General features: G+C 58.6%; 25 protein-coding genes. 15 read left to right on the top strand and 10 right to left on the bottom strand.

Translation table 11 applies throughout. The features are described from left to right. Nucleotides 1–70: 70 nt before the first annotated feature. A complete protein-coding gene (locus tag F8N49_RS03470) occupies nt 71–697 on the bottom strand; it encodes a hypothetical protein (protein WP_151550788.1) in 627 nt (208 codons plus the stop codon). A gap of 66 nt (nt 698–763) precedes the next feature. Here F8N49_RS03470 and F8N49_RS03465 point away from each other — a divergent pair, with 66 nt between their 5' ends. Genes F8N49_RS03465 through F8N49_RS27850 form a run of 3 tightly spaced genes read left to right on the top strand, consistent with a single transcriptional unit; the run spans nt 764 to nt 2,573 of the window. Further along, the gene (locus tag F8N49_RS03465; protein WP_151550787.1) at nt 764–1,342 is read left to right on the top strand and encodes a hypothetical protein; all 579 of its coding nucleotides are present in this window, start codon (nt 764–766) and stop codon (nt 1,340–1,342) included. After that, on the top strand, nt 1,339–1,926 hold the full coding sequence (locus F8N49_RS03460) for a hypothetical protein (protein ID WP_151550786.1): 588 nt from the start codon (nt 1,339–1,341) through the stop codon (nt 1,924–1,926). Before F8N49_RS03465 ends, F8N49_RS03460 begins: the two co-directional genes overlap by 4 nt. A 59-nt stretch (nt 1,927–1,985) precedes the next feature. Next, the gene (locus tag F8N49_RS27850) at nt 1,986–2,573 is read left to right on the top strand and encodes a hypothetical protein (RefSeq protein ID WP_218574803.1); all 588 of its coding nucleotides are present in this window, start codon (nt 1,986–1,988) and stop codon (nt 2,571–2,573) included. Nucleotides 2,574–2,631: 58 nt separating this feature from the next. Here the strand turns inward: F8N49_RS27850 and F8N49_RS28175 are convergent, their stop codons facing one another. After that, entirely contained in the window at nt 2,632–2,928 is a 297-nt protein-coding gene (locus F8N49_RS28175) for a hypothetical protein (protein ID WP_083386928.1), read from the bottom strand. A 169-nt stretch (nt 2,929–3,097) separates the two neighbouring features. Between F8N49_RS28175 and F8N49_RS03445 the strand changes: the two genes are divergently transcribed. From F8N49_RS03445 to pbpG, 8 genes are all read left to right on the top strand, one after another. Continuing rightward, on the top strand, nt 3,098–3,838 hold the full coding sequence (locus F8N49_RS03445) for a hypothetical protein (RefSeq protein ID WP_151550785.1): 741 nt from the start codon (nt 3,098–3,100) through the stop codon (nt 3,836–3,838). 70 nt (nt 3,839–3,908) lie between these two features. Next, on the top strand, nt 3,909–4,151 hold the full coding sequence (locus tag F8N49_RS03440; protein ID WP_151550784.1) for a hypothetical protein: 243 nt from the start codon (nt 3,909–3,911) through the stop codon (nt 4,149–4,151). Between the two features lie 49 nt (nt 4,152–4,200). Then, entirely contained in the window at nt 4,201–4,446 is a 246-nt protein-coding gene (locus F8N49_RS03435) for a hypothetical protein (protein WP_151550783.1), read from the top strand. Further along, nucleotides 4,443–5,168 (top strand): hypothetical protein, encoded by a 726-nt coding sequence (locus tag F8N49_RS03430; RefSeq protein WP_151550782.1) that lies wholly within the window; start codon nt 4,443–4,445, stop codon nt 5,166–5,168. The genes F8N49_RS03435 and F8N49_RS03430 overlap by 4 nt, the downstream gene beginning before the upstream one ends. A gap of 51 nt (nt 5,169–5,219) precedes the next feature. Further along, entirely contained in the window at nt 5,220–5,579 is a 360-nt protein-coding gene (locus F8N49_RS03425) for a hypothetical protein (RefSeq protein ID WP_130926928.1), read from the top strand. Between the two features lie 44 nt (nt 5,580–5,623). After that, the gene (locus tag F8N49_RS28170; RefSeq protein ID WP_236169590.1) at nt 5,624–5,968 is read left to right on the top strand and encodes a hypothetical protein; all 345 of its coding nucleotides are present in this window, start codon (nt 5,624–5,626) and stop codon (nt 5,966–5,968) included. Beyond that, nucleotides 5,869–7,002, top strand: a complete 1,134-nt coding sequence (locus tag F8N49_RS03420; protein ID WP_236169595.1) for a site-specific integrase — start codon at nt 5,869–5,871, stop codon at nt 7,000–7,002. Before F8N49_RS28170 ends, F8N49_RS03420 begins: the two co-directional genes overlap by 100 nt. Before the next feature lie 132 nt (nt 7,003–7,134). After that, nucleotides 7,135–8,073 carry a D-alanyl-D-alanine endopeptidase gene (pbpG, locus tag F8N49_RS03415; RefSeq protein WP_130928819.1) on the top strand — a complete coding sequence of 313 codons (939 nt, stop codon included), beginning with the start codon at nt 7,135–7,137 and terminating at the stop codon, nt 8,071–8,073. 54 nt (nt 8,074–8,127) lie between these two features. On the opposite strand, the gene F8N49_RS03410 is transcribed toward pbpG, so the two are convergent. From F8N49_RS03410 to F8N49_RS03400, 3 genes are all read right to left on the bottom strand, one after another. After that, the gene (locus F8N49_RS03410; protein WP_071172948.1) at nt 8,128–8,334 is read right to left on the bottom strand and encodes a hypothetical protein; all 207 of its coding nucleotides are present in this window, start codon (nt 8,332–8,334) and stop codon (nt 8,128–8,130) included. 12 nt (nt 8,335–8,346) lie between these two features. Further along, a complete protein-coding gene (locus tag F8N49_RS03405) occupies nt 8,347–8,553 on the bottom strand; it encodes a DUF6021 family protein (protein WP_151550780.1) in 207 nt (68 codons plus the stop codon). Between the two features lie 90 nt (nt 8,554–8,643). Beyond that, nucleotides 8,644–9,315, bottom strand: a complete 672-nt coding sequence (locus F8N49_RS03400) for a peptidase C39 family protein (protein ID WP_122703702.1) — start codon at nt 9,313–9,315, stop codon at nt 8,644–8,646. Nucleotides 9,316–9,549: 234 nt separating this feature from the next. Between F8N49_RS03400 and F8N49_RS27845 the strand changes: the two genes are divergently transcribed. After that, entirely contained in the window at nt 9,550–9,717 is a 168-nt protein-coding gene (locus F8N49_RS27845) for a hypothetical protein (protein WP_016775342.1), read from the top strand. A 259-nt stretch (nt 9,718–9,976) separates the two neighbouring features. On the opposite strand, the gene F8N49_RS03395 is transcribed toward F8N49_RS27845, so the two are convergent. Beyond that, on the bottom strand, nt 9,977–10,726 hold the full coding sequence (locus F8N49_RS03395) for a TerC family protein (RefSeq protein ID WP_016775343.1): 750 nt from the start codon (nt 10,724–10,726) through the stop codon (nt 9,977–9,979). A 29-nt stretch (nt 10,727–10,755) separates the two neighbouring features. Further along, nucleotides 10,756–10,998, bottom strand: coding sequence for a hypothetical protein (locus tag F8N49_RS03390; RefSeq protein ID WP_151550779.1), 243 nt, complete (start codon nt 10,996–10,998; stop codon nt 10,756–10,758). 133 nt (nt 10,999–11,131) lie between these two features. Here F8N49_RS03390 and nhaR point away from each other — a divergent pair, with 133 nt between their 5' ends. Continuing rightward, nucleotides 11,132–12,031 (top strand): transcriptional activator NhaR, encoded by a 900-nt coding sequence (gene nhaR / locus F8N49_RS03385; protein ID WP_016775345.1) that lies wholly within the window; start codon nt 11,132–11,134, stop codon nt 12,029–12,031. On the opposite strand, the gene F8N49_RS03380 is transcribed toward nhaR, so the two are convergent. Continuing rightward, complete coding sequence (locus tag F8N49_RS03380) at nt 12,026–13,183, bottom strand: MFS transporter (RefSeq protein ID WP_016775346.1); 1,158 nt, start codon at nt 13,181–13,183, stop codon at nt 12,026–12,028. The two genes, nhaR and F8N49_RS03380, sit on opposite strands and share 6 nt — an antisense overlap. A 307-nt stretch (nt 13,184–13,490) precedes the next feature. Here F8N49_RS03380 and sstT point away from each other — a divergent pair, with 307 nt between their 5' ends. Beyond that, the gene (gene sstT, locus F8N49_RS03375) at nt 13,491–14,723 is read left to right on the top strand and encodes a serine/threonine transporter SstT (protein WP_151550778.1); all 1,233 of its coding nucleotides are present in this window, start codon (nt 13,491–13,493) and stop codon (nt 14,721–14,723) included. A 158-nt stretch (nt 14,724–14,881) separates the two neighbouring features. Here the strand turns inward: sstT and F8N49_RS03370 are convergent, their stop codons facing one another. Then, entirely contained in the window at nt 14,882–15,391 is a 510-nt protein-coding gene (locus F8N49_RS03370) for a DUF1993 family protein (RefSeq protein WP_016775348.1), read from the bottom strand. Nucleotides 15,392–15,516: 125 nt separating this feature from the next. Here F8N49_RS03370 and F8N49_RS03365 point away from each other — a divergent pair, with 125 nt between their 5' ends. Then, on the top strand, nt 15,517–16,161 hold the full coding sequence (locus tag F8N49_RS03365; RefSeq protein ID WP_039763387.1) for a YceH family protein: 645 nt from the start codon (nt 15,517–15,519) through the stop codon (nt 16,159–16,161). 132 nt (nt 16,162–16,293) lie between these two features. Here the strand turns inward: F8N49_RS03365 and F8N49_RS03360 are convergent, their stop codons facing one another. Beyond that, complete coding sequence (locus F8N49_RS03360) at nt 16,294–16,812, bottom strand: cupin domain-containing protein (protein WP_151550777.1); 519 nt, start codon at nt 16,810–16,812, stop codon at nt 16,294–16,296. Nucleotides 16,813–16,952: the final 140 nt, after the last annotated feature.

Raw genomic sequence — 16,952 nt, 5'->3', positions numbered from 1 at the left:
GTTCCTCAAAACTAATATTGTACAAAAATACCCCACTTCTACGAATCACGCCCATCGCAGAGGAATTTAGTCATCGTCTTGAAAAAAGTCTTTTCCCGTAAGCTCTTTCATTGATTCCAAGATCATCCTTTGTATCTTCCCAAGCGCCCTCTAACTCCTTCCGCAACAGATCTTGATATCCAACAAGCTTATCAACCATGTCCGGCACACTGTCGCCGACTTGCAATGCATTGATATCTCTTAATAAATCTCCACACGTTTTTCTTATTAGAAAACTTTCGTCATCATCCCTACTAAGCAGAAGGTCTATCTTCGCTCTTAGCTGCATGACGCGAGAATAATGTTGAGTATAGAGAGCGCTTGGCTTGTAATTATTATCCTTAGTCGATGCATTAATCATTAAAGCTGCAAGCTGAATCAGTTCGGATGCGGACTCACGCAACTCGACCATCCATTGATGGCGGAAATTACTAATATTCGCTTGAATCTGGTTTCTCTGAACGCTGACAGTAAACTTAGCCACAACGACTGCAACGATGAGCCCAATGACGGCAGTAGTAATCGCTGCATAGTCAAAACCAGTATCTACGTTTAGGTAGATCGGTGCAGCCTCAGTGCCTGCGGAAATCTGATTACCAGCAAGTAACCCACTTTCTTTAAGCCTGACAGCTTCTACTTTTAGCTCGAACTTTTCCATGTGGGTCCTTTTATCCAAATCCATAAAGTATCCCACCCCATAGCCAAAGGCCATAGAGGAATCCCCATGCCCACAGAAAACAAACCGGCCGAGCCGCTGAAGGTTGAGCGCTCGACAGTCACCAAGCTGGTGATCACCGGCGCGCCAAGCCTCGATCCGATCACTGTGTTCCTTGAGGACTTAGCACCGAAGCGCGGCAAGATCACCGTCAGCTGTTGGGGAAAGAGCTGGACCGCTTACTGGGGCGGCATGTGGGATGGTCACACCATTGCGCAGTTCTTCTGTGAGCTGAACACCAGCTACATCATCGGCTACTTCGATCAAGCCATCAGGGCGCGCCAGTTCAGCGGTGATGCTCTCGCGAACGAGGCGCAGCGCTTGGTGCTGAAAGAGCGCCGCCGATTCGGTTACACACCAGACGAAGCGCGCGAAATGTTCGACGCGGCAGAGGATCTGCGCGAATCGCCATCGGTTGATCATCTCCACGGCGCCCACAGCGAGCTGATGACCAAGCTGTTCGGCGACGAGTGGTGGCACATGACGAGCGATGCAACTGAGCCCAATCCCGATTACGCGTACCTCGAGCGAATCATCCTCGCCGTGCAGCATGCGCTGCGCCAAGAACAGCAGCAGGAGGCAGCATGATCAATCTCTTCTGGCGCCTGGTCGCCAAGCTGCTTGCGCGCCCGGCAATCGCCGACTGGCTCATCGCCCGCGCCAAGCTCACCCCGTACCAGCACATCATGTCCGCCGACGGCACCGAGATGTACATGGGCCGCTGGTGGCTGTTCAACCCGTACAGCCGGGAGACGCACAAGCCGGCGCTGTGGTGGTGCCCGTGGTCGTTCCGCATTCACCACATCATGCGGCCGGACGAAGATCGCGACCTGCATGACCATCCATGGAACGCGCGCACGATCATCCTGCGCGGCTGGTACACGGAGCAGCGGCCCGCCGGCGCCGAGTGGAAGAAAGCCGTAATGGCCGGGATGGTTTCGAACCCTGAGCAGAAATGGGTTGATTGGGTGATGAAGGACGCCTGCGAGTGGATCAAGCGCGACCAGGGCGACACCGCCAGCCTCAACCACGGCGAGTACCACCGCATCGATCAGGTATCCCCCGGCGGTGTCATCACCCTCTTCATCACCAGCAAGTGGCGCGGTGACTGGGGATTCCTCGTAAACGGCATGAAGGTGCCTTGGCGCACCTACACCGGTACCGACAACTGATTGGAGATTGCAGCATGAGTGGTCAATGGAAACTGGTACCGGTCGAGCCGACCGAAACCATGGTGATCAACGGTTTCGAATCGGAACCAGACGAATGCTTCAGCGATGAGGAGGTCTGGGAGCAGTACCAGGAGATGAGCGGCTGCCAGCAAGCGGCGTTTCGCGCGAAGCTGTGCTGGGCCGCGATGGTCGCCGCTGCCCCTGCTCCGGACACACATAACGCCGCGCCGGAAGATTCCGCCGGCGTGGACTTTGGAATCGACGGGCGCTCGGTGCGAGTTTCGCAGGAGGCTTACTCGATCTTCCTCGCACGTGAAGCGGCGGCCCGGGAAAAAATCGAAGCCTTGCAGCAGCGCCTGAACGCAGCGGATCAGCGGATTGATGAGCTGGCCCAAGAGCGCGAAAGCCTGATTGCCTACGGTCGCAATAATGGCCTCCATGAGGCATCCACTGTGTGCAGCCGCATGGCGTACGACACCTATTACCCGGCCGGCTCTCGCTTCAAACACTTCGTGCCAAAGGCGCTGGAGCAGCAAGGCAATTTGCTCATCAAGGCGGCCAACGCAATCGCTGCTTTGCCTGATGGGCCCATCGAACGTCACCGGGCTCGCCAGCAGAAGAAAGCGGAAAAGTCCGCCACTGCCTGACAGGAGTACATCCGTACTCCACCCACAAAACTACTCCCTCCCCCTTCAAAGTCAGCCGCTATTTCGAGGACGCTGACTTAGGACTCGCACTTCCAGCAGCAGCCAACTGACGAGCTCGGCTTACGCCCCAAGCCATAGCTCTGGTCATTGATTCACCCGGACTTGGGTTAACGGTTTCTTCATGCAACGCCATGCCACCGGAAGCATAAACACCGATGAACATTTGAGTTTCGCCGGTACGAGATAGCCTGACCTGCACGTCGATGTGAGTTCCATTACTGAGAGTTTCATCATGTGTTCGGTTGTGGATCTCGGGATCTGCCCAAGCCCAGAAAATGTCGCCGCGAAGCCTCATACCGCCCTCCTGCCTGTTCCTTGATAGGGGCTTAAAACTCCTCCAAAGATAGACCTGATCGAACGAAGCGCAACGGCGCCGAAGCGGTTACGGACGGCTGGTTTCAATACCTCTACAGCTCCAATTCCCTTGTACATATTTTAGCCGCTATAGCGGCAAGGACGAAGTCATGCCCAAGCATAAGACAGAGCTGGCCCGGATCTACAACCTGTTCGGCCTCAGCTCCAACCACGAACTGTCGACGCTGTTGGTCAACATCGAAAACACTAAACACTTCTCCGACCTTCTCCAGGCTGTCGAGCGTGAGTTCTTCATGGTGCCGGGCGAACCGTCAGGAGAGCCAGAAGACGAAGGCGCGCCGGTTGATGACGAGTGCCTGCTTAATCGCTGGGGATCGAAGCCAGCCGAATATCTCGAACAGTTCAGGGCGGCCCTACCGATCGCTGCGGCGAACTCGATTCCAGACTATGAAGCTCCGGCAACTGGCGAGAAGTGGTCGCTCACCGGCGAGAACGGTTCGTGGGATTACGACAGCCTGACCGACTTGCTCAAAGACAACTACGGCCATGACAGCTGCGGCGACGGGCACCCGGCCAGCTTCAGGCCCGGCCTATACGAGGGCGATACGGTCTATCGCGGCACCGAGTGTAAAGACGACCCGGCGAGCTTTCTGCCAGACCAAGACGATTTGCTCGAACACATGTGCGACCGCGCCTACGAAAGCGACGCCGGCGAGTGGGTCGACAATTACCCAACGCTCGACGCCGCCGCGAAGGCTGACTTGGCGCAGGCAATGCGGCCGCTCATGGCCTGGGCGCGGAAGCACTGCCAACCGGAATTCTTCACCATCAAGGACGTCATCCCCCACATCGTCACCGTCGAGGACGTAAGGAAGGCTGCCGCATGGTGACCAAGTGCTTACTCGGCTGCACCCTCTTCTTCTGGCTTCCATTGGTACTGACCATAAAGGCGGTGATCGGATGACTGCTGTAACTGACCACGATGTGGATTTTGCCCGGGCTGTTGTGGCTCTGGCGCGCAAGCACGGAATGACGGGGCTCACGATGGAGTTTCGGCAGAACTTTAACCTTTCGCAAACAACTGGCTGCTACTGCGGCAAGCGCATCACCTGGTCTGAAGGTCGCCACGGCGACGGTGCCGATATCAAATTCCGCACTGAAGCCGAGGCGTCGTTCCCAGAAACCGCGAAGGTGACGCCATGATCGCCCTCGCCTGGTTCGCCTACGTGTACTGCTACAAGGGGCCGCAGTGATGAACATTTACCGACACACATTCGCAGCCGTCTGCCCGGCCGACGGCGAGACAATCATCTACCGGCTTGAGTTGCGATCAACCTCGATTATTCACGTCGAACACATCAAGACCGCCACCGCGCTGATCAAGCATGGCTGGCATGAACAAATCGCTGACAGCCTTTCCGAAACGCTCGGCGGCGACCAAACCATCATCGCCACGCATCAGGGCGTTGAAATCGAAACGGTGAGGCTCAGCGGATGATCCATTACCACGGCACGCCAGTCGGCGGTAAGCGCGAGGACGCCGCTAAATTCTTGTCCGGCCGGCATGCGCTGGTGCCGTACCCACGCAAGGACGATCTCGGAATTGTCGCCGACGTATGCAAATCGTTTGTTTTCGATAACGGCGCGTTCACCGTGTGGAAAAAAGGCGGCCAGGTAGACGTCGACGGCTACACGCGCTGGGTCGAAGACTGGCACCGACACCCCGGATTCACATGGGCGCTCATTCCGGACGTCATTGATGGTGACGAAGAGGCGAACGACGACCTTGTAAGGCAGTGGCCAGAGGATCTACGCGGCGTGCCTGTTTGGCACTTGCACGAATCGCTTGAGCGGTTGCAGCGACTGGCGAGGTGCTGGCGAACTGTCGCCCTCGGCAGCTCGGGGCAATGGGCTGCGCCGGGCACAGGAGCATGGTGGAAGCGGATGGCTGCCGCGATGGACGCTATCTGTGACGACCAGGGTCGTCCGGTGTGCCGGCTGCACGGGCTGCGGATGCTCGACCCAGCAATTTTCCAGCATTTGCCTTTCGCGTCCGCCGACTCTACAAACGCCGCAGTGAACGGCGGAAGCATCAGCCGCTTTGGGATGTACGCCCCACCCACCGCCGGCCAGCGCGCCAACGTCATCGCTGATCGAATCGAATCACACAACAGTTCCCCGATCTGGCAGCGCGAAGCCCAGGTCGAACTCGCTTTATAACCCCTCCCCCAACTCAACAGCCTGCCGGTGTACGGCGGGCGAGGTATTCGTATGTCCGACTTCCAAACCGAAACCACGCCCACCGCGCGCAAGCAGCACAAGTGCGGCGAGTGCTACGGCCTGATTGAGCCGGGCCAGAAATACCAGCTTGTGTCTGGCTGCTGGGATGGGCGCATGGATTCCTGCAAAACCTGCATGCCTTGCCTCGAAGCGCGAGGTTGGGCGATCGCTCAACCCGAATGGATGGGCGATGGCGAGCACCTCTACTACTTCGGCAGGCTCGACGAGGACTTGGCCGACTTGGCTCAAGAGATCAGGTCGCAAGATGGTCGGCGCTTCCGAACCTATCGACTGCAACTCCTCATGGCTCGACGCCGGAACGCAGCTCAGGCAAGTCGCCAAGCCGCATAACCCTTCACCACCTTCTGCCGCCACGCGCGGCATGGAGCCCTGCTATGTCCGAAAACGAAGAAACCGTCGAAACGTTCCCGTTCGACAAGGTGCCCGAAGAGCGAATGGCTGCCCTGATCGGTACCACCAAACGCGCACTCGAAGGTAAGCGAGCGCGAGGAGTCATCCCCGAAGGCGTCTGGAATAAGATAGACGGCCGGGTTTTTTATAGCATCAGGAGATATGAAGCATGGCAAGAAAGCCAGTGGGCCTGCCCCGAGGAGTTGAATTTGCTGGCCAGTCTGTCCGTATCCGGTTCACTTGGAACGGCGAGCGGCGGTGCGAAACCCTTGCCCATTCCCAGACGCCAAAAGGGATCAAGGCGGCCGCCGATCTACGCGATCAAGTAATCAGCTTGGCCAAGCATGGGGTTTTGGACGAGAAGCGTTACGCCGAACTGTTCCCGAACTCCAGCTACTCCGCTGTTGCCACTGGCCTTACGTTCGGCGAATACGCCCAGACTTGGATCGACGGCCTTGAGATCGTTCCCGGCACTCGCAGAAACTACAAGGGCACCATCAACAACTACTGGATGCCGGAACTGGCCACGGTACCAATGACCACGATCACCCCGATGCTGTTGCGCCGGGTGATTGCCGAGACCACATGGGAAAGCAACACCGTGAAGCGCACGGCGATATCGCGAGTGAATGCCTTGTTCAAGGCTGCGGTGCGGGATGAAGTAATCGAAAGGAATCCGGCGACGGCAATCAAGCTCCCTGGCAAAGCCAAGAAAGTGATTGATCCGTTCAGCGTTGAAGAAGCGGACATGATCATCGAATGGATGTATGCCAACTTCACTTCGAGGGCGGCACAGATCTACGCGGCCTATTTCGAGTTCGCGTTTTACTGTGGGATGAGGACGGGAGAGCTTAGGGCTCTTCGTTGGGATGAGATCGACATGGACAAGCGTGTCGCGCATGTCTGCCGGATCGTGGTCGATGGAAAAGTTGAAGAGCGGACGAAGACGAAGTATGCGCGCACTGTGATGCTGAACAGCCGCGCCATGCACGCTCTGGAGCGAGCCAAGCGAATTGCCGACGCCAGACTCAACCAGGTGCGCCGCAAGCGCCAGTCATCGCCCTATGTCTTTCCGCCTTCCGGAAGCTCGGAATACATTCTGGGCGCGACCACGCCGGGTGGCCACTTCGCCAAGGCGCTGGAAGCTCTGAAAATAAAGCCGCGCAGTCAGTACAACTGCCGTCACACTTACGCCACAATGTGCCTTATGGCGGGCATGAACCCCGCGTTCATCGCAGGGCAACTCGGGCACAGCGTCCAGGTGTTACTGTCCACATATGCGCGCTGGCTGAGTTCCACTACCGACTGGTCTGAAGTTGGGAAGCTGGAAAGCCAGATTGGTACAAAATTGGTACAGGCTTAATTTTATTTCATATTTCGCCCTTTGTTTACGGGCGGCTCTAGCTTTCCTAGCACATACTCCTAAAATGCGCCGGTTTTAAGAAATAACCCGTTACAAACTAACGGTATATCCAACCTTTTAGAGTTCACCCGCGTGAAAATTCGTCTCTCGATTCTGAGCCTGTTGTTTGCTGTCACAGGCACAATCATCACGCCAACGATCAACGCTGCGGAAACCACCGCTGTCCCACGTGACGCTTCGACATTGAAGATCGCTTCCGGCAGCGCCCTGCTCATGGATATGCAGACCAACAAAGTCATTTATTCCAGCAACCCTGACGTGATCGTACCGATCGCTTCCGTCAGCAAGCTGATGACTGGCCTTGTCGTGGTGGAAGCTCGACAGAACATGGACGAATGGATCGATGTCGATATTAGGAACACCCCGGAAATGAAGGGTGTGTTCTCCCGGGTCAAACTCAAGAGTGAGCTGCCGCGCCGCGAGATGCTGCTGATCGCCTTGATGTCTTCGGAAAACCGCGCCGCCGCCAGTCTCGCCCATCACTATCCGGGTGGCTACGCTGCTTTTATTGCGGCAATGAACGCCAAGGCCAAGGCGCTGGGCATGACCAGCACACACTTTGTCGAGCCGACCGGCTTGTCGGAGCGCAACGTTTCCACCGCCCGCGACCTGAGCAAACTGCTGGTGGCTGCGCACAAGCAACCACTTCTGGTGCAACTGACCACCACCAAGGAAAAAACCGTGGCGTTCCGCAAGCCCAACTACACCCTGGGCTTCCGCAATACCGACCACTTGGTCAACAAGGCTGATTGGGACATCAAGATTACCAAGACCGGTTTTACCAACCCGGCCGGCCACTGCCTGGTGCTGGTGACGAAGATGGGCAACCGTCCGGTCGCCCTGGTGATTCTCGATGCGTTTGGCAAATACACGCATTTTGCCGACGCCAGCCGTATCCGCAGCTGGGTGGAAACCGGGCGCAGCGCCAGTGTTCCAGCGGTGGCACAGCAGTACAAAGCCGACAAGAACCTCAAGAGCCGTCAGAGCGGCGTGGTCGAGGCGGCGAAGTAGATTCAGCGATCATGAAAAAGCCCCGAATGTTCGGGGCTTTTTTTCGTCTGCGCATCAGTCGTTGGGCAGCGGCATTTTGTCGTCATCGGGGATGCCGTCGCCCGAGCTCGGCTCTGGCGAAACTTCCGGCGTCAGCACATTTGGCCGCGCCATCGGGTCGCGCATCGGGCTGTCCGGGTCCAGCACCGGATCAACCTCCGGCTCCGGCGTGGTCGGTACGCTGTCAGGTTTGTGGTCATCGAAGCTTGAATCGGTACTCATACGCACCTCACATCAAGGTTTCAGATCGGCTAACGGATCATAGGGCTTGGACGGTTTCTTCGGATCTTCACCGGGCTCGACATCCAGCGGGGCTTTCGCCGGACCGACCGGATCAACTTGCGGATCGTCGAGGTCCGGCGAATCCGGATCGAAGCCCAGATCATCGCCCGAGGAATGTTCGGACGAGTGTGGGCCTTTCGGGTTTGGGGAATCTGCCATGTTGCCTCCTTGATTCACCCGCGAAGCACGGGCATTAATCTTCAGAGGCTCGCCGGGCGCAGTCGTGCCCGGCAGATGACGAACGGAGGTTTATTGCGCCGCCAGAGCCTTTCGCGCCTGCGCCGCAGCGTTTTCTTCACCGGCCTGCGCCAGCTCATCGGCGGCTTTCAGCCAACGGGAGCGGTCGACAGATGCCGGAATCTGCGACGGTTTCTGAATCAGGATCGCCCAGCCACCGGCCTTGTCGAGCGCTGCTTGAAAGCTGCCGAAATCCATCAACTGCCGACGATTCATGCCGGCGCGCAGCAGGACCTTCTGTTTATTGCGATCGTAGCCGGACAGGATCGCGTAACGCGGCTCGGCCCAGAATGCCGAACCTTCGCTGAAACGCACCATGACCGGATAGCCCGCTGCGACCTGGGTCAGCAAGGCTGGCAGCTTGCTGTCGAGCGGATAAACCACCAGACCGTATTCGCGCGCGAGGTTCTGCATGTTCTGCTGCAGCTTGTCCTCAGCGCCCGGCAAGTGCAGCGGTTTTTCCAGAAGGCCTGGGGTGATGACGATGCCTTGTTGCGACAGCAGACTGGCGAGCACCTGTGGCCCGCTCTGATTGGCTTCGCCACGATAGAAGGTGCCGCTGAGCTCAACCCGCTCCGGCAAGCGTTTGACTTCAGGCGCTACATTGCCTGCACATCCGCTCAGCAACACTGCGCAAGCGCCGGCAAGCAACGCTCCACGCACTCGAGAAAATACCTGCACCATCGTCACTCTCTTCCAGACGCCGGTCATCGTGTTCCGGCAACGCCAGCGATCATAGAGCCGCACCAGCCTGCGGTATAGCCTTAAACCGCAGAGCGGGCGATTGCATAGAGCAAACTGATTGGTCACCAACGACCTTTGGTCAATAGCTTGAAACATCCCATTGACTAGACTGTCACTGAAATAGAGCGAATTGCGAAAAGCGGGCGCCCGATGCAGGGCGAAGAGGAGGCACCAATGAGCCTGACCATGACCATCGTGATGTTGATAGCCGGCTGGCTGGCCGTGGCGACTGCCATGTTGTGGGGCGTGCTGCGGATTTCGCGGCGCCATCATCATCCGGTGCAGACGATGCCGGTTGAGAAGACAGAGAAGCATCCAGTGCGGCACGCTGCTGCGCATTGAAGATCAAGAGCCCCTCACCCTAGCCCTCTCCCGGAGGGAGAGGGAACTGACCGGGTTGTTCTTCCGGATTAGGTCGACGTGAAATATCCAGCCGAACTCAGGATCTGACAAGCACCCAATTGACTCCCTCTCACTCGGGAGAGGGCTGGGCGGGCGGCGTTCCGATGAGGGGCAAGCTCTAAACCACAACCCCAACACCAAAGCGAAAAAAAACCGCCTGAGCTCAACCAGCCCAGGCGGTTTTTTGTGTTCTCAGCAATTACGCCTGCTGAGCAACCTTCTTCTGCTTCGCCCGGCGCGACAGCATGTTCAACACTTCGATACCGGCCGAGAACGCCATGGCCGCGTACACATAGCCTTTCGGTACGTGGGCGCCGAAGCCTTCGGCGATCAGCGTCATGCCGATCATGATCAGGAAGCCCAGCGCCAGCATGACCACCGTCGGGTTATCGTTGATGAACTTGGCCAGCGGGTCAGCCGCGAGCAGCATCACCAGCACCGACACCACCACCGCGATGATCATGATCGGCAAGTGTTCGGTCATGCCGACAGCGGTAATGATGCTGTCGATCGAGAACACCATGTCGAGCATCAGGATCTGACCGATAGCTGCGGCAAAACCAAGCGTTACGGTCGAAGTCGCTGTTTTCGGGTCTTCCGGCGACGGGTCCATGCTGTGATGGATCTCGGTCGTTGCTTTCCACACCAGGAACAGGCCACCGGCGATCAGGATCATGTCCTTCCAGGAGAACGCCTGGCCAAGGATTTCGATCACAGGCTCGGTCAACTGCACGATGAACGCGATGGTGCTTAGCAGTGCCAGACGCAGAATCAGGGCCATGCCGATACCGATACGGCGCGCCTTCTGCCGATGCTGTTCGGGCAGCTTGTTGGTCAGGATCGAAATAAAGATCAGGTTATCGATGCCAAGCACGATTTCCATTACCACCAGTGTGGCCAAAGCAACCCAAGCGGTGGGGCTGGCGGCGAGTTCTAACAGATATTCCATGGGTCAGTCCTGACTCTGTGTAAGACGGTTTAGATGGTCTTGGAGGAAGATTCGGATTCTTCCGCGTGTTTTTCCGGGGTTTCTTTTTTCTCGATCAAACCACCGGTGGCATCACTGAGCGCTTGCTCAGCGGCTTTATGGGTGTCGTCAATCGCTTGCTTGGCAGTTTCAGCCGCCGCGCCCATCAGTTGCTGAGCGCTTTTTTCCGCCTGATCACAACCGGCCAGAACCAGTAAAGACGCAAACATCACTGCGGGAAATGTGTATTTCATAAGGTTTCCTTCGAATGAACAGACAGGCGCACACACCGGCCGTCGATGGCTGGGCATTCTAGGGAGATGAACACTTCAGGAAAATTCGTATTTTTAGCGGCTATACTTCGGTTTTCACGAAGTGGCGACTGATATGCTTAATTACCGACAACTGCATTACTTCTGGGTTGTGGCCAAAACCGGCAGCATCGTCCGCGCCTGCGAGCAGCTGAACCTGACGCCACAGACCATCAGCGGACAGATCTCACTGCTTGAACAAACCTATGGCGTGGAATTGTTTCGCCGGGTTGGCCGCCAGTTGGAACTCACCGAAGCCGGGCGCCAGGCCCTGCCCTACGCCGAGCAGATGTTTCAGTTGGGCGGCGAGCTTGAGCTGATGCTGCGTGCGCAGCCCAACGAGCAGCAGATCCTCTTTCGCGTCGGCGTGGCCGACGTGGTGCCCAAATCCATTGTTTATCGCCTGATCGCGCCGACCATGGAATTGAGCGAGCCGCTGCGCATCACCTGCCGCGAGGACAAACTCGAGCGCCTGCTCGCCGATCTGGCCATTCAGCGTCTGGATCTGGTGATTTCCGACAGCCCGATGCCTTCGCATCTGGACATCAAAGGCTACAGCCAGAAGCTCGGCGAATGCGGGATCAGTTTTTTCGCCACCGCCGAACTCGCCGCGCAGTATGGCCAGGATTTCCCGCGCAGCCTGCACGGGGCACCGCTGCTGATTCCCGGCGCGGAAACCGTGGTGCGCAGCCGTTTGCAACGCTGGTTCGCCGAACAGCAGATCCAGCCGCAGATTGTCGGCGAGTTCGATGACAGTGCTTTGATGCAGGCCTTCGGCCAATCCGGCAGCGGGATCTTTATCGGCCCGAGCGTGATTGCCGAGGAAGTGAAGCGCCAGTACGGCGTCGAGTTGATCGGCCAGACCGACGCCGTGAGCGAGTCGTTCTATGCCATCTCGGTGGAGCGCAAGGTCAAGCACCCTGGCATCGTAGCGATTACCGAGGGTGCCCGACGCGAGCTGTTTACCGGGTTATGAAGCGCAGACTTCGCGCGGCTTCAGCGTCATCAGCACCATGGCGAGGAACACCGACAGCAAAATGAAGCCGGCAGCGGCAAAGCCCAGGAAGCCCAGGCCGGCAGTGTCGATCACCCGGCCGCCGACCATCGCGCCCAGGCCGATGCCGAGATTGGCCCCGGCGATGTTCAGCGACGCGGCGAAGGCCGGCGCTTCCGGCGCGGCTTTCATCAGGCGCACGTGGCTGACCAGGAACAACGCCGCCTGAGTCACGCCCCAGATGCCCATCGCCACCGCCAGACCCACTGGCGAATGAATGTTCGGCACCAGCGAAACCATACCGGCGATCATGAACGCACAAAACAACACCGACGCCCCCAGCGGATGCCGATCCACCGCACGCCCGCCGAGCGAGTTGCCGACCAGCCCGACTGCGCCAAACGCCATCAGGCACCAGCCGACCACGGTGCCGTTGAAACCGGCAAGTCGTTCGAGGATGTCAGCAAGGTAGGTGTAAGCGGTGAACATGCCGCTGAACACCAGAATCGACAACAAGATATGGCCGAGCATCAGCGGGCTGCGCAGGATCTTGAACTGCGAACGGAAGCTGACCTGATGCTGGTGCAGACTGGTTTTCGGCAGGTAGACAAATAGCAGCAAGGCTTTGGCAAACGCGATCAACGCCAGGATGCCGAATGCGCTGCGCCAGCCGAACGCGTCGGAAATCAGCGTACCGACCGGAATGCCGAACACAGTGGCGCAGACGATGCCGAAGCCGATCTTGGCGATGGCGCGGCCGGCGAAATCCGGGCCGACGATGTCCACCGCCGTCTCACTGGCCAAGGCCCAGAACACCGGCAAACCCAACGCCGGAATCAGACGCGCGATGGCCATCACCCAGATATTCGGCGCCAACGCTGCAACGGTATTGGCCAGACCGAACATGATCAGAATGCTGATAAACAGTTTGCGCCGTTCGAAACGGGCGAAATAGGCGGTCAGGAATGGGCCGAACAGCGCCACGGTAAAGGCGAACAAGGTCACCAGCAGCCCGGCTTGCGGGATGCTGACTTCGAGGTCTCGGGCGATCGCCGGCAACAGGCCGACAATGACGAATTCCGTGGTCAGCACCGTGAACCCGGCGGCGGACAACAGAAGAATAGGCAACAGCATGCGCAACTCCAGCAAAACGACGACACCAGCGATGACCCGGAGGCCCGCTGGCAGAACTTGAAAATGAGGATGGCGAAGCTTAACAGACTGCGTCCGCACTGAGTTGCCCAAAACTGCCGATCTGCCGGGCCGATCCGGTGGCAGATCGTCACAGGTCTGAAGGTTCATGCCTACGCTGTGATAAAGTCCGCGCCCTGAAAATCGTACAGCTGTTCAACGTGCCGTTTGGCGGCGTTGATGTCACTTCGACAGGCGTTTCGTGACTGCCCACGACGCTTCGCACCCTATAAAAAACAGAGATGCCGCTATGACCGCTTCATCCCCTTCGTTACTGCAACGCCTGAAACGCCTGAGTCTGGTCAGCCAGATCGTCATTGGTCTGATCGCCGGTATTGCCCTGGCCCTGATTGCACCGGAGCTGGCGAAGTCCACCGCGTTCATCGGCAAGGTGTTTGTCTCGGCGTTGAAAGCCGTGGCGCCGATTCTGGTGTTCGTGCTGGTGATGGCCTCGATCGCCAACCACAAGCACGGTCAGGAAACCCACATCCGGCCGATCCTGTTCCTGTACCTGCTGGGCACATTCAGCGCTGCGGTGGTGGCCGTGGTCGCCAGCATGGCGTTCCCGTCGAATCTGGTGCTATCGGCCGAAAACGTTGCCGTGACTGCGCCTGGCGGCATCGGCGAAGTGCTGCAAAGCCTGTTGCTGAGCGTCGTCGACAACCCGGTCAGCGCGCTGATGAATGCCAACTTCATCGGCATTCTGGCCTGGGCGATCGGCATGGGCATTGCCATCCGCCACGCTGGCGACACCACTCGCGAAGTGCTCGGTGACTTGTCCAACGGCGTCACCGTGATCGTCCGCGTGGTCATTCGCTTCGCGCCGCTGGGCATCTTTGGCCTGGTCGCGTCGACACTGGCCACCTCCGGTTTCGGCGCGCTGCTCGGCTACGCGCACCTGCTGGCGGTGCTGCTGGGCTGCATGCTGTTTGTCGCGCTGGTGATGAACCCGCTGATCGTGTTCTGGAAGCTGCGCCGCAATCCGTACCCGTTGACCCTGATGTGCCTGCGCGAAAGCGGTATCACCGCGTTCTTCACCCGCAGCTCGGCGGCGAACATTCCGGTCAATCTGGAATTGAGCAAGCGCCTGGGTCTGCACGAAGACACCTACTCGGTATCGATCCCGCTCGGTGCGACTATCAACATGGCCGGTGCGGCGATCACCATTACCGTGCTGACCCTGGCGGCGGTGCACACCTTGGGCATCGCTGTGGACATTCCGACCGCAATCCTGCTCAGCGTCGTCGCAGCCATTTGCGCCTGTGGTGCTTCGGGTGTGGCCGGTGGGTCGCTGCTGCTGATTCCGCTGGCGTGCAGCCTGTTCGGCATCCCGAGCGAGATCGCCATGCAGGTCGTGGCGGTGGGCTTCATTATTGGCGTGCTGCAGGATTCGGCGGAGACCGCGCTGAACTCGTCGACTGACGTGCTGTTTACCGCGGCGGCTTGCCTGGGCGAAGAAGAGAAGGCTCAGCGTACGGCGTAACCGCCTTACCTTGTGGGAGCGAGCCTGCTCGCGAAAGGGGCGAGACATTCAGCATTAATAGCGCCTGATACGCCGCATTCGCGAGCAGGCTCGCTCCCACAGAAAAACAAAAGCCCGCCAAGGCGCGAACCTTGGCGGGCTTTTTCGTATCGGGGTGTTTAGAACGCGCCCATGTAATCGCGCTTGCCCACTTCAACGCCGTTATGACGCAGCAACGCATAGGTGGTGGTGACGTGGAAGAAGAACTGCGGCAAGCCGTAAGTCAGCAGATACGCCTGACCACTGAAGCGCTTCTCTTTCGGCGTACCCGGACGGGTCACGATTTCGATGCCTTCCTTGCCATCGATCTGCTCTGGCTTGATCTCGCCAATAAAGGCCAGAACCTTGGCGATCAGCGCTTGCAGTTCGGCGAAGGTGGTTTCAGTGTCGTCGTACTTCGGCAGTTCGACTTCGGCCAGACGCGCCGACACGCCTTTGGCGAAATCCACGGCGATCTGCACCTGACGCACCAGCGGGAACATGTCCGGGTACAGACGCGCTTGCAGGAAGACGCTCTGGTCGATGTTTTTCGCGCTGGCGTGGGCTTCGGCCTTTTTCAGCACATCGCTCAGGGCGTTGAGCATTTGTTGAAAAACCGGGACGGATGCGGCGTACAGTGAAATGGTCATGGCAATCTCATGTGATGGCTGGGTAATACGTGGTGGCGATTATAGCCATGCTTGATGAGCACACGGCTTGCCTTTTGTTTGGCAAGGATTAGGCTAGGCGGCTTCGACTGCAGAGGGAACGCGCGATGAGCAACGAACAAGAATCCACCTCCGAACAGCCTCGGCTCAATGCCACGGAAATCCGCATTCTCGGTGCGCTGATCGAAAAACAGGCCACCAGCCCGGAAACCTATCCGCTGACCCTCAACGCGCTGGTGCTGGCCTGCAATCAGAAAACCAGCCGCGAACCGGTGATGAACCTCAATCAGGGCCAGGTCGGCCAGAGCTTGCGCGCTCTGGAGGGTCGTGGCTTTACCCGGCTGGTAATGGGCAGCCGTGCCGACCGCTGGGAGCACAAGGTCGACAAGGCGCTGGAACTGGTGCCGGCACAGGTGATTCTGACGGGTTTGATGTTTCTGCGCGGCCCGCAGACCGTTAACGAACTGCTGACCCGCAGCGGGCGCATGCACGAGTTCGAAGACGCCGAGCAGGTCGTGCATCAGCTTGAACGCCTGATCGCCCGCGGTCTGGCGGTATTGATTCCGCGTCAGGCCGGGCAGCGTGAGGACCGTTATACCCATGCCCTCGGCGATCCGGCGGATATCGAAGCGATCCTGACGGCGCGGCAAAATCCTGGGGAGCGATCGAGCGGTGGCGTTTCACTGGAGCGTATCGAAGAGCTGGAAGCACGGATCGCAGCACTGGAAGAACGCCTGGCCCGCCTCGAATAACCACCGCAAAGCCATTGTGGGAGCGAGCCTGCTCGCGAAAGCGTAGTGTCAGTCACCACGATCTCGGATGACCCGCCGCCTTCGCGAGCAGGCTCGCTCCCACAGGATCTGCACGATATTCAGCTGCCCGTTTCATTCCCCATCCCAATAATCCACTCCATCCACCTGCCGCGCGACAGCGACAAAACCCGAGGCATTGCCCTCGGCATCCACCGTGAAATGATCCATCACCGCATACTTGTTCGAATCCGGATACTCGCAGATCTCCGGCTGCTGCTGAGTGCTGATCGCCAGATAACGCAGCTCATCCGCGCTGGTATTGATGATCTGATGTGCCTTCTCCGGTCCGCCGGGTGGGCAGGCGATCACATCACCGGCGCGGATCGGAAAACGCTCGTCTCCCAACCGCACCTCGCCCTCCCCGGCCACCACGTAGAACATTTCCTCGTTGACCCGATGGCTGTGGAATGGACTGCCGCGCATGCCTGCGGGCAGCGCGTACAAGCGATAACCGAGCTTCTGCGCACCAAGTTGCTGACCGATCCGCGCGATACGCTGCTGATAACGCCCGGCGGTATCGCCTTGCGGCGCGAGGGCTTCGGGTAGGGCTTCGAGTTCGACCTCGTTGAGGTTGAGGATGGGCGGATGCATGGGCGGCCTCGGTTAAGGTTTTTGTGGTGGGCAGGTCTGTGCGTGCCGGCGAGGATTATAGATAGTGATCCAGAACCGCAGCGCGGCCTTCGCGAGCAGGCTCGCTCCCACATTCAATCGCATTCCAGCTCAACCTGTGG

The sequence above is a fragment of the Pseudomonas sp. GXM4 genome (assembly GCF_008923895.1).
Lineage (GTDB): Bacteria > Pseudomonadota > Gammaproteobacteria > Pseudomonadales > Pseudomonadaceae > Aquipseudomonas > Aquipseudomonas atacamensis.
Note: the sequence above shows the minus strand (reverse complement) of the source record. Positions and strands in the feature narration are given on the sequence as shown.

What these genes read in the sequence shown, in the direction of transcription:
- F8N49_RS03470 (WP_151550788.1), bottom strand. Translation starts at nt 697, where the DNA reads ATGGAAAAGTTCGAGCTAAAAGTAGAAGCTGTCAGGCTTAAAGAAAGT.
- F8N49_RS03430 (WP_151550782.1), top strand. Translation starts at nt 4,443, where the DNA reads ATGATCCATTACCACGGCACGCCAGTCGGCGGTAAGCGCGAGGACGCC.
- F8N49_RS28170 (WP_236169590.1), top strand. Translation starts at nt 5,624, where the DNA reads ATGTCCGAAAACGAAGAAACCGTCGAAACGTTCCCGTTCGACAAGGTG.
- F8N49_RS28175 (WP_083386928.1), bottom strand. Translation starts at nt 2,928, where the DNA reads ATGAGGCTTCGCGGCGACATTTTCTGGGCTTGGGCAGATCCCGAGATC.
- F8N49_RS03445 (WP_151550785.1), top strand. Translation starts at nt 3,098, where the DNA reads ATGCCCAAGCATAAGACAGAGCTGGCCCGGATCTACAACCTGTTCGGC.
- F8N49_RS03460 (WP_151550786.1), top strand. Translation starts at nt 1,339, where the DNA reads ATGATCAATCTCTTCTGGCGCCTGGTCGCCAAGCTGCTTGCGCGCCCG.
- F8N49_RS03425 (WP_130926928.1), top strand. Translation starts at nt 5,220, where the DNA reads ATGTCCGACTTCCAAACCGAAACCACGCCCACCGCGCGCAAGCAGCAC.
- F8N49_RS03440 (WP_151550784.1), top strand. Translation starts at nt 3,909, where the DNA reads ATGACTGCTGTAACTGACCACGATGTGGATTTTGCCCGGGCTGTTGTG.
- sstT (WP_151550778.1), top strand. Translation starts at nt 13,491, where the DNA reads ATGACCGCTTCATCCCCTTCGTTACTGCAACGCCTGAAACGCCTGAGT.
- F8N49_RS03435 (WP_151550783.1), top strand. Translation starts at nt 4,201, where the DNA reads ATGAACATTTACCGACACACATTCGCAGCCGTCTGCCCGGCCGACGGC.
- F8N49_RS03405 (WP_151550780.1), bottom strand. Translation starts at nt 8,553, where the DNA reads ATGGCAGATTCCCCAAACCCGAAAGGCCCACACTCGTCCGAACATTCC.
- F8N49_RS03390 (WP_151550779.1), bottom strand. Translation starts at nt 10,998, where the DNA reads ATGAAATACACATTTCCCGCAGTGATGTTTGCGTCTTTACTGGTTCTG.
- nhaR (WP_016775345.1), top strand. Translation starts at nt 11,132, where the DNA reads ATGCTTAATTACCGACAACTGCATTACTTCTGGGTTGTGGCCAAAACC.
- F8N49_RS27845 (WP_016775342.1), top strand. Translation starts at nt 9,550, where the DNA reads ATGAGCCTGACCATGACCATCGTGATGTTGATAGCCGGCTGGCTGGCC.
- F8N49_RS03370 (WP_016775348.1), bottom strand. Translation starts at nt 15,391, where the DNA reads ATGACCATTTCACTGTACGCCGCATCCGTCCCGGTTTTTCAACAAATG.
- F8N49_RS03410 (WP_071172948.1), bottom strand. Translation starts at nt 8,334, where the DNA reads ATGAGTACCGATTCAAGCTTCGATGACCACAAACCTGACAGCGTACCG.
- F8N49_RS03380 (WP_016775346.1), bottom strand. Translation starts at nt 13,183, where the DNA reads ATGCTGTTGCCTATTCTTCTGTTGTCCGCCGCCGGGTTCACGGTGCTG.
- F8N49_RS03360 (WP_151550777.1), bottom strand. Translation starts at nt 16,812, where the DNA reads ATGCATCCGCCCATCCTCAACCTCAACGAGGTCGAACTCGAAGCCCTA.
- F8N49_RS03365 (WP_039763387.1), top strand. Translation starts at nt 15,517, where the DNA reads ATGAGCAACGAACAAGAATCCACCTCCGAACAGCCTCGGCTCAATGCC.
- F8N49_RS03400 (WP_122703702.1), bottom strand. Translation starts at nt 9,315, where the DNA reads ATGGTGCAGGTATTTTCTCGAGTGCGTGGAGCGTTGCTTGCCGGCGCT.
- F8N49_RS27850 (WP_218574803.1), top strand. Translation starts at nt 1,986, where the DNA reads ATGGTGATCAACGGTTTCGAATCGGAACCAGACGAATGCTTCAGCGAT.
- F8N49_RS03465 (WP_151550787.1), top strand. Translation starts at nt 764, where the DNA reads ATGCCCACAGAAAACAAACCGGCCGAGCCGCTGAAGGTTGAGCGCTCG.
- F8N49_RS03395 (WP_016775343.1), bottom strand. Translation starts at nt 10,726, where the DNA reads ATGGAATATCTGTTAGAACTCGCCGCCAGCCCCACCGCTTGGGTTGCT.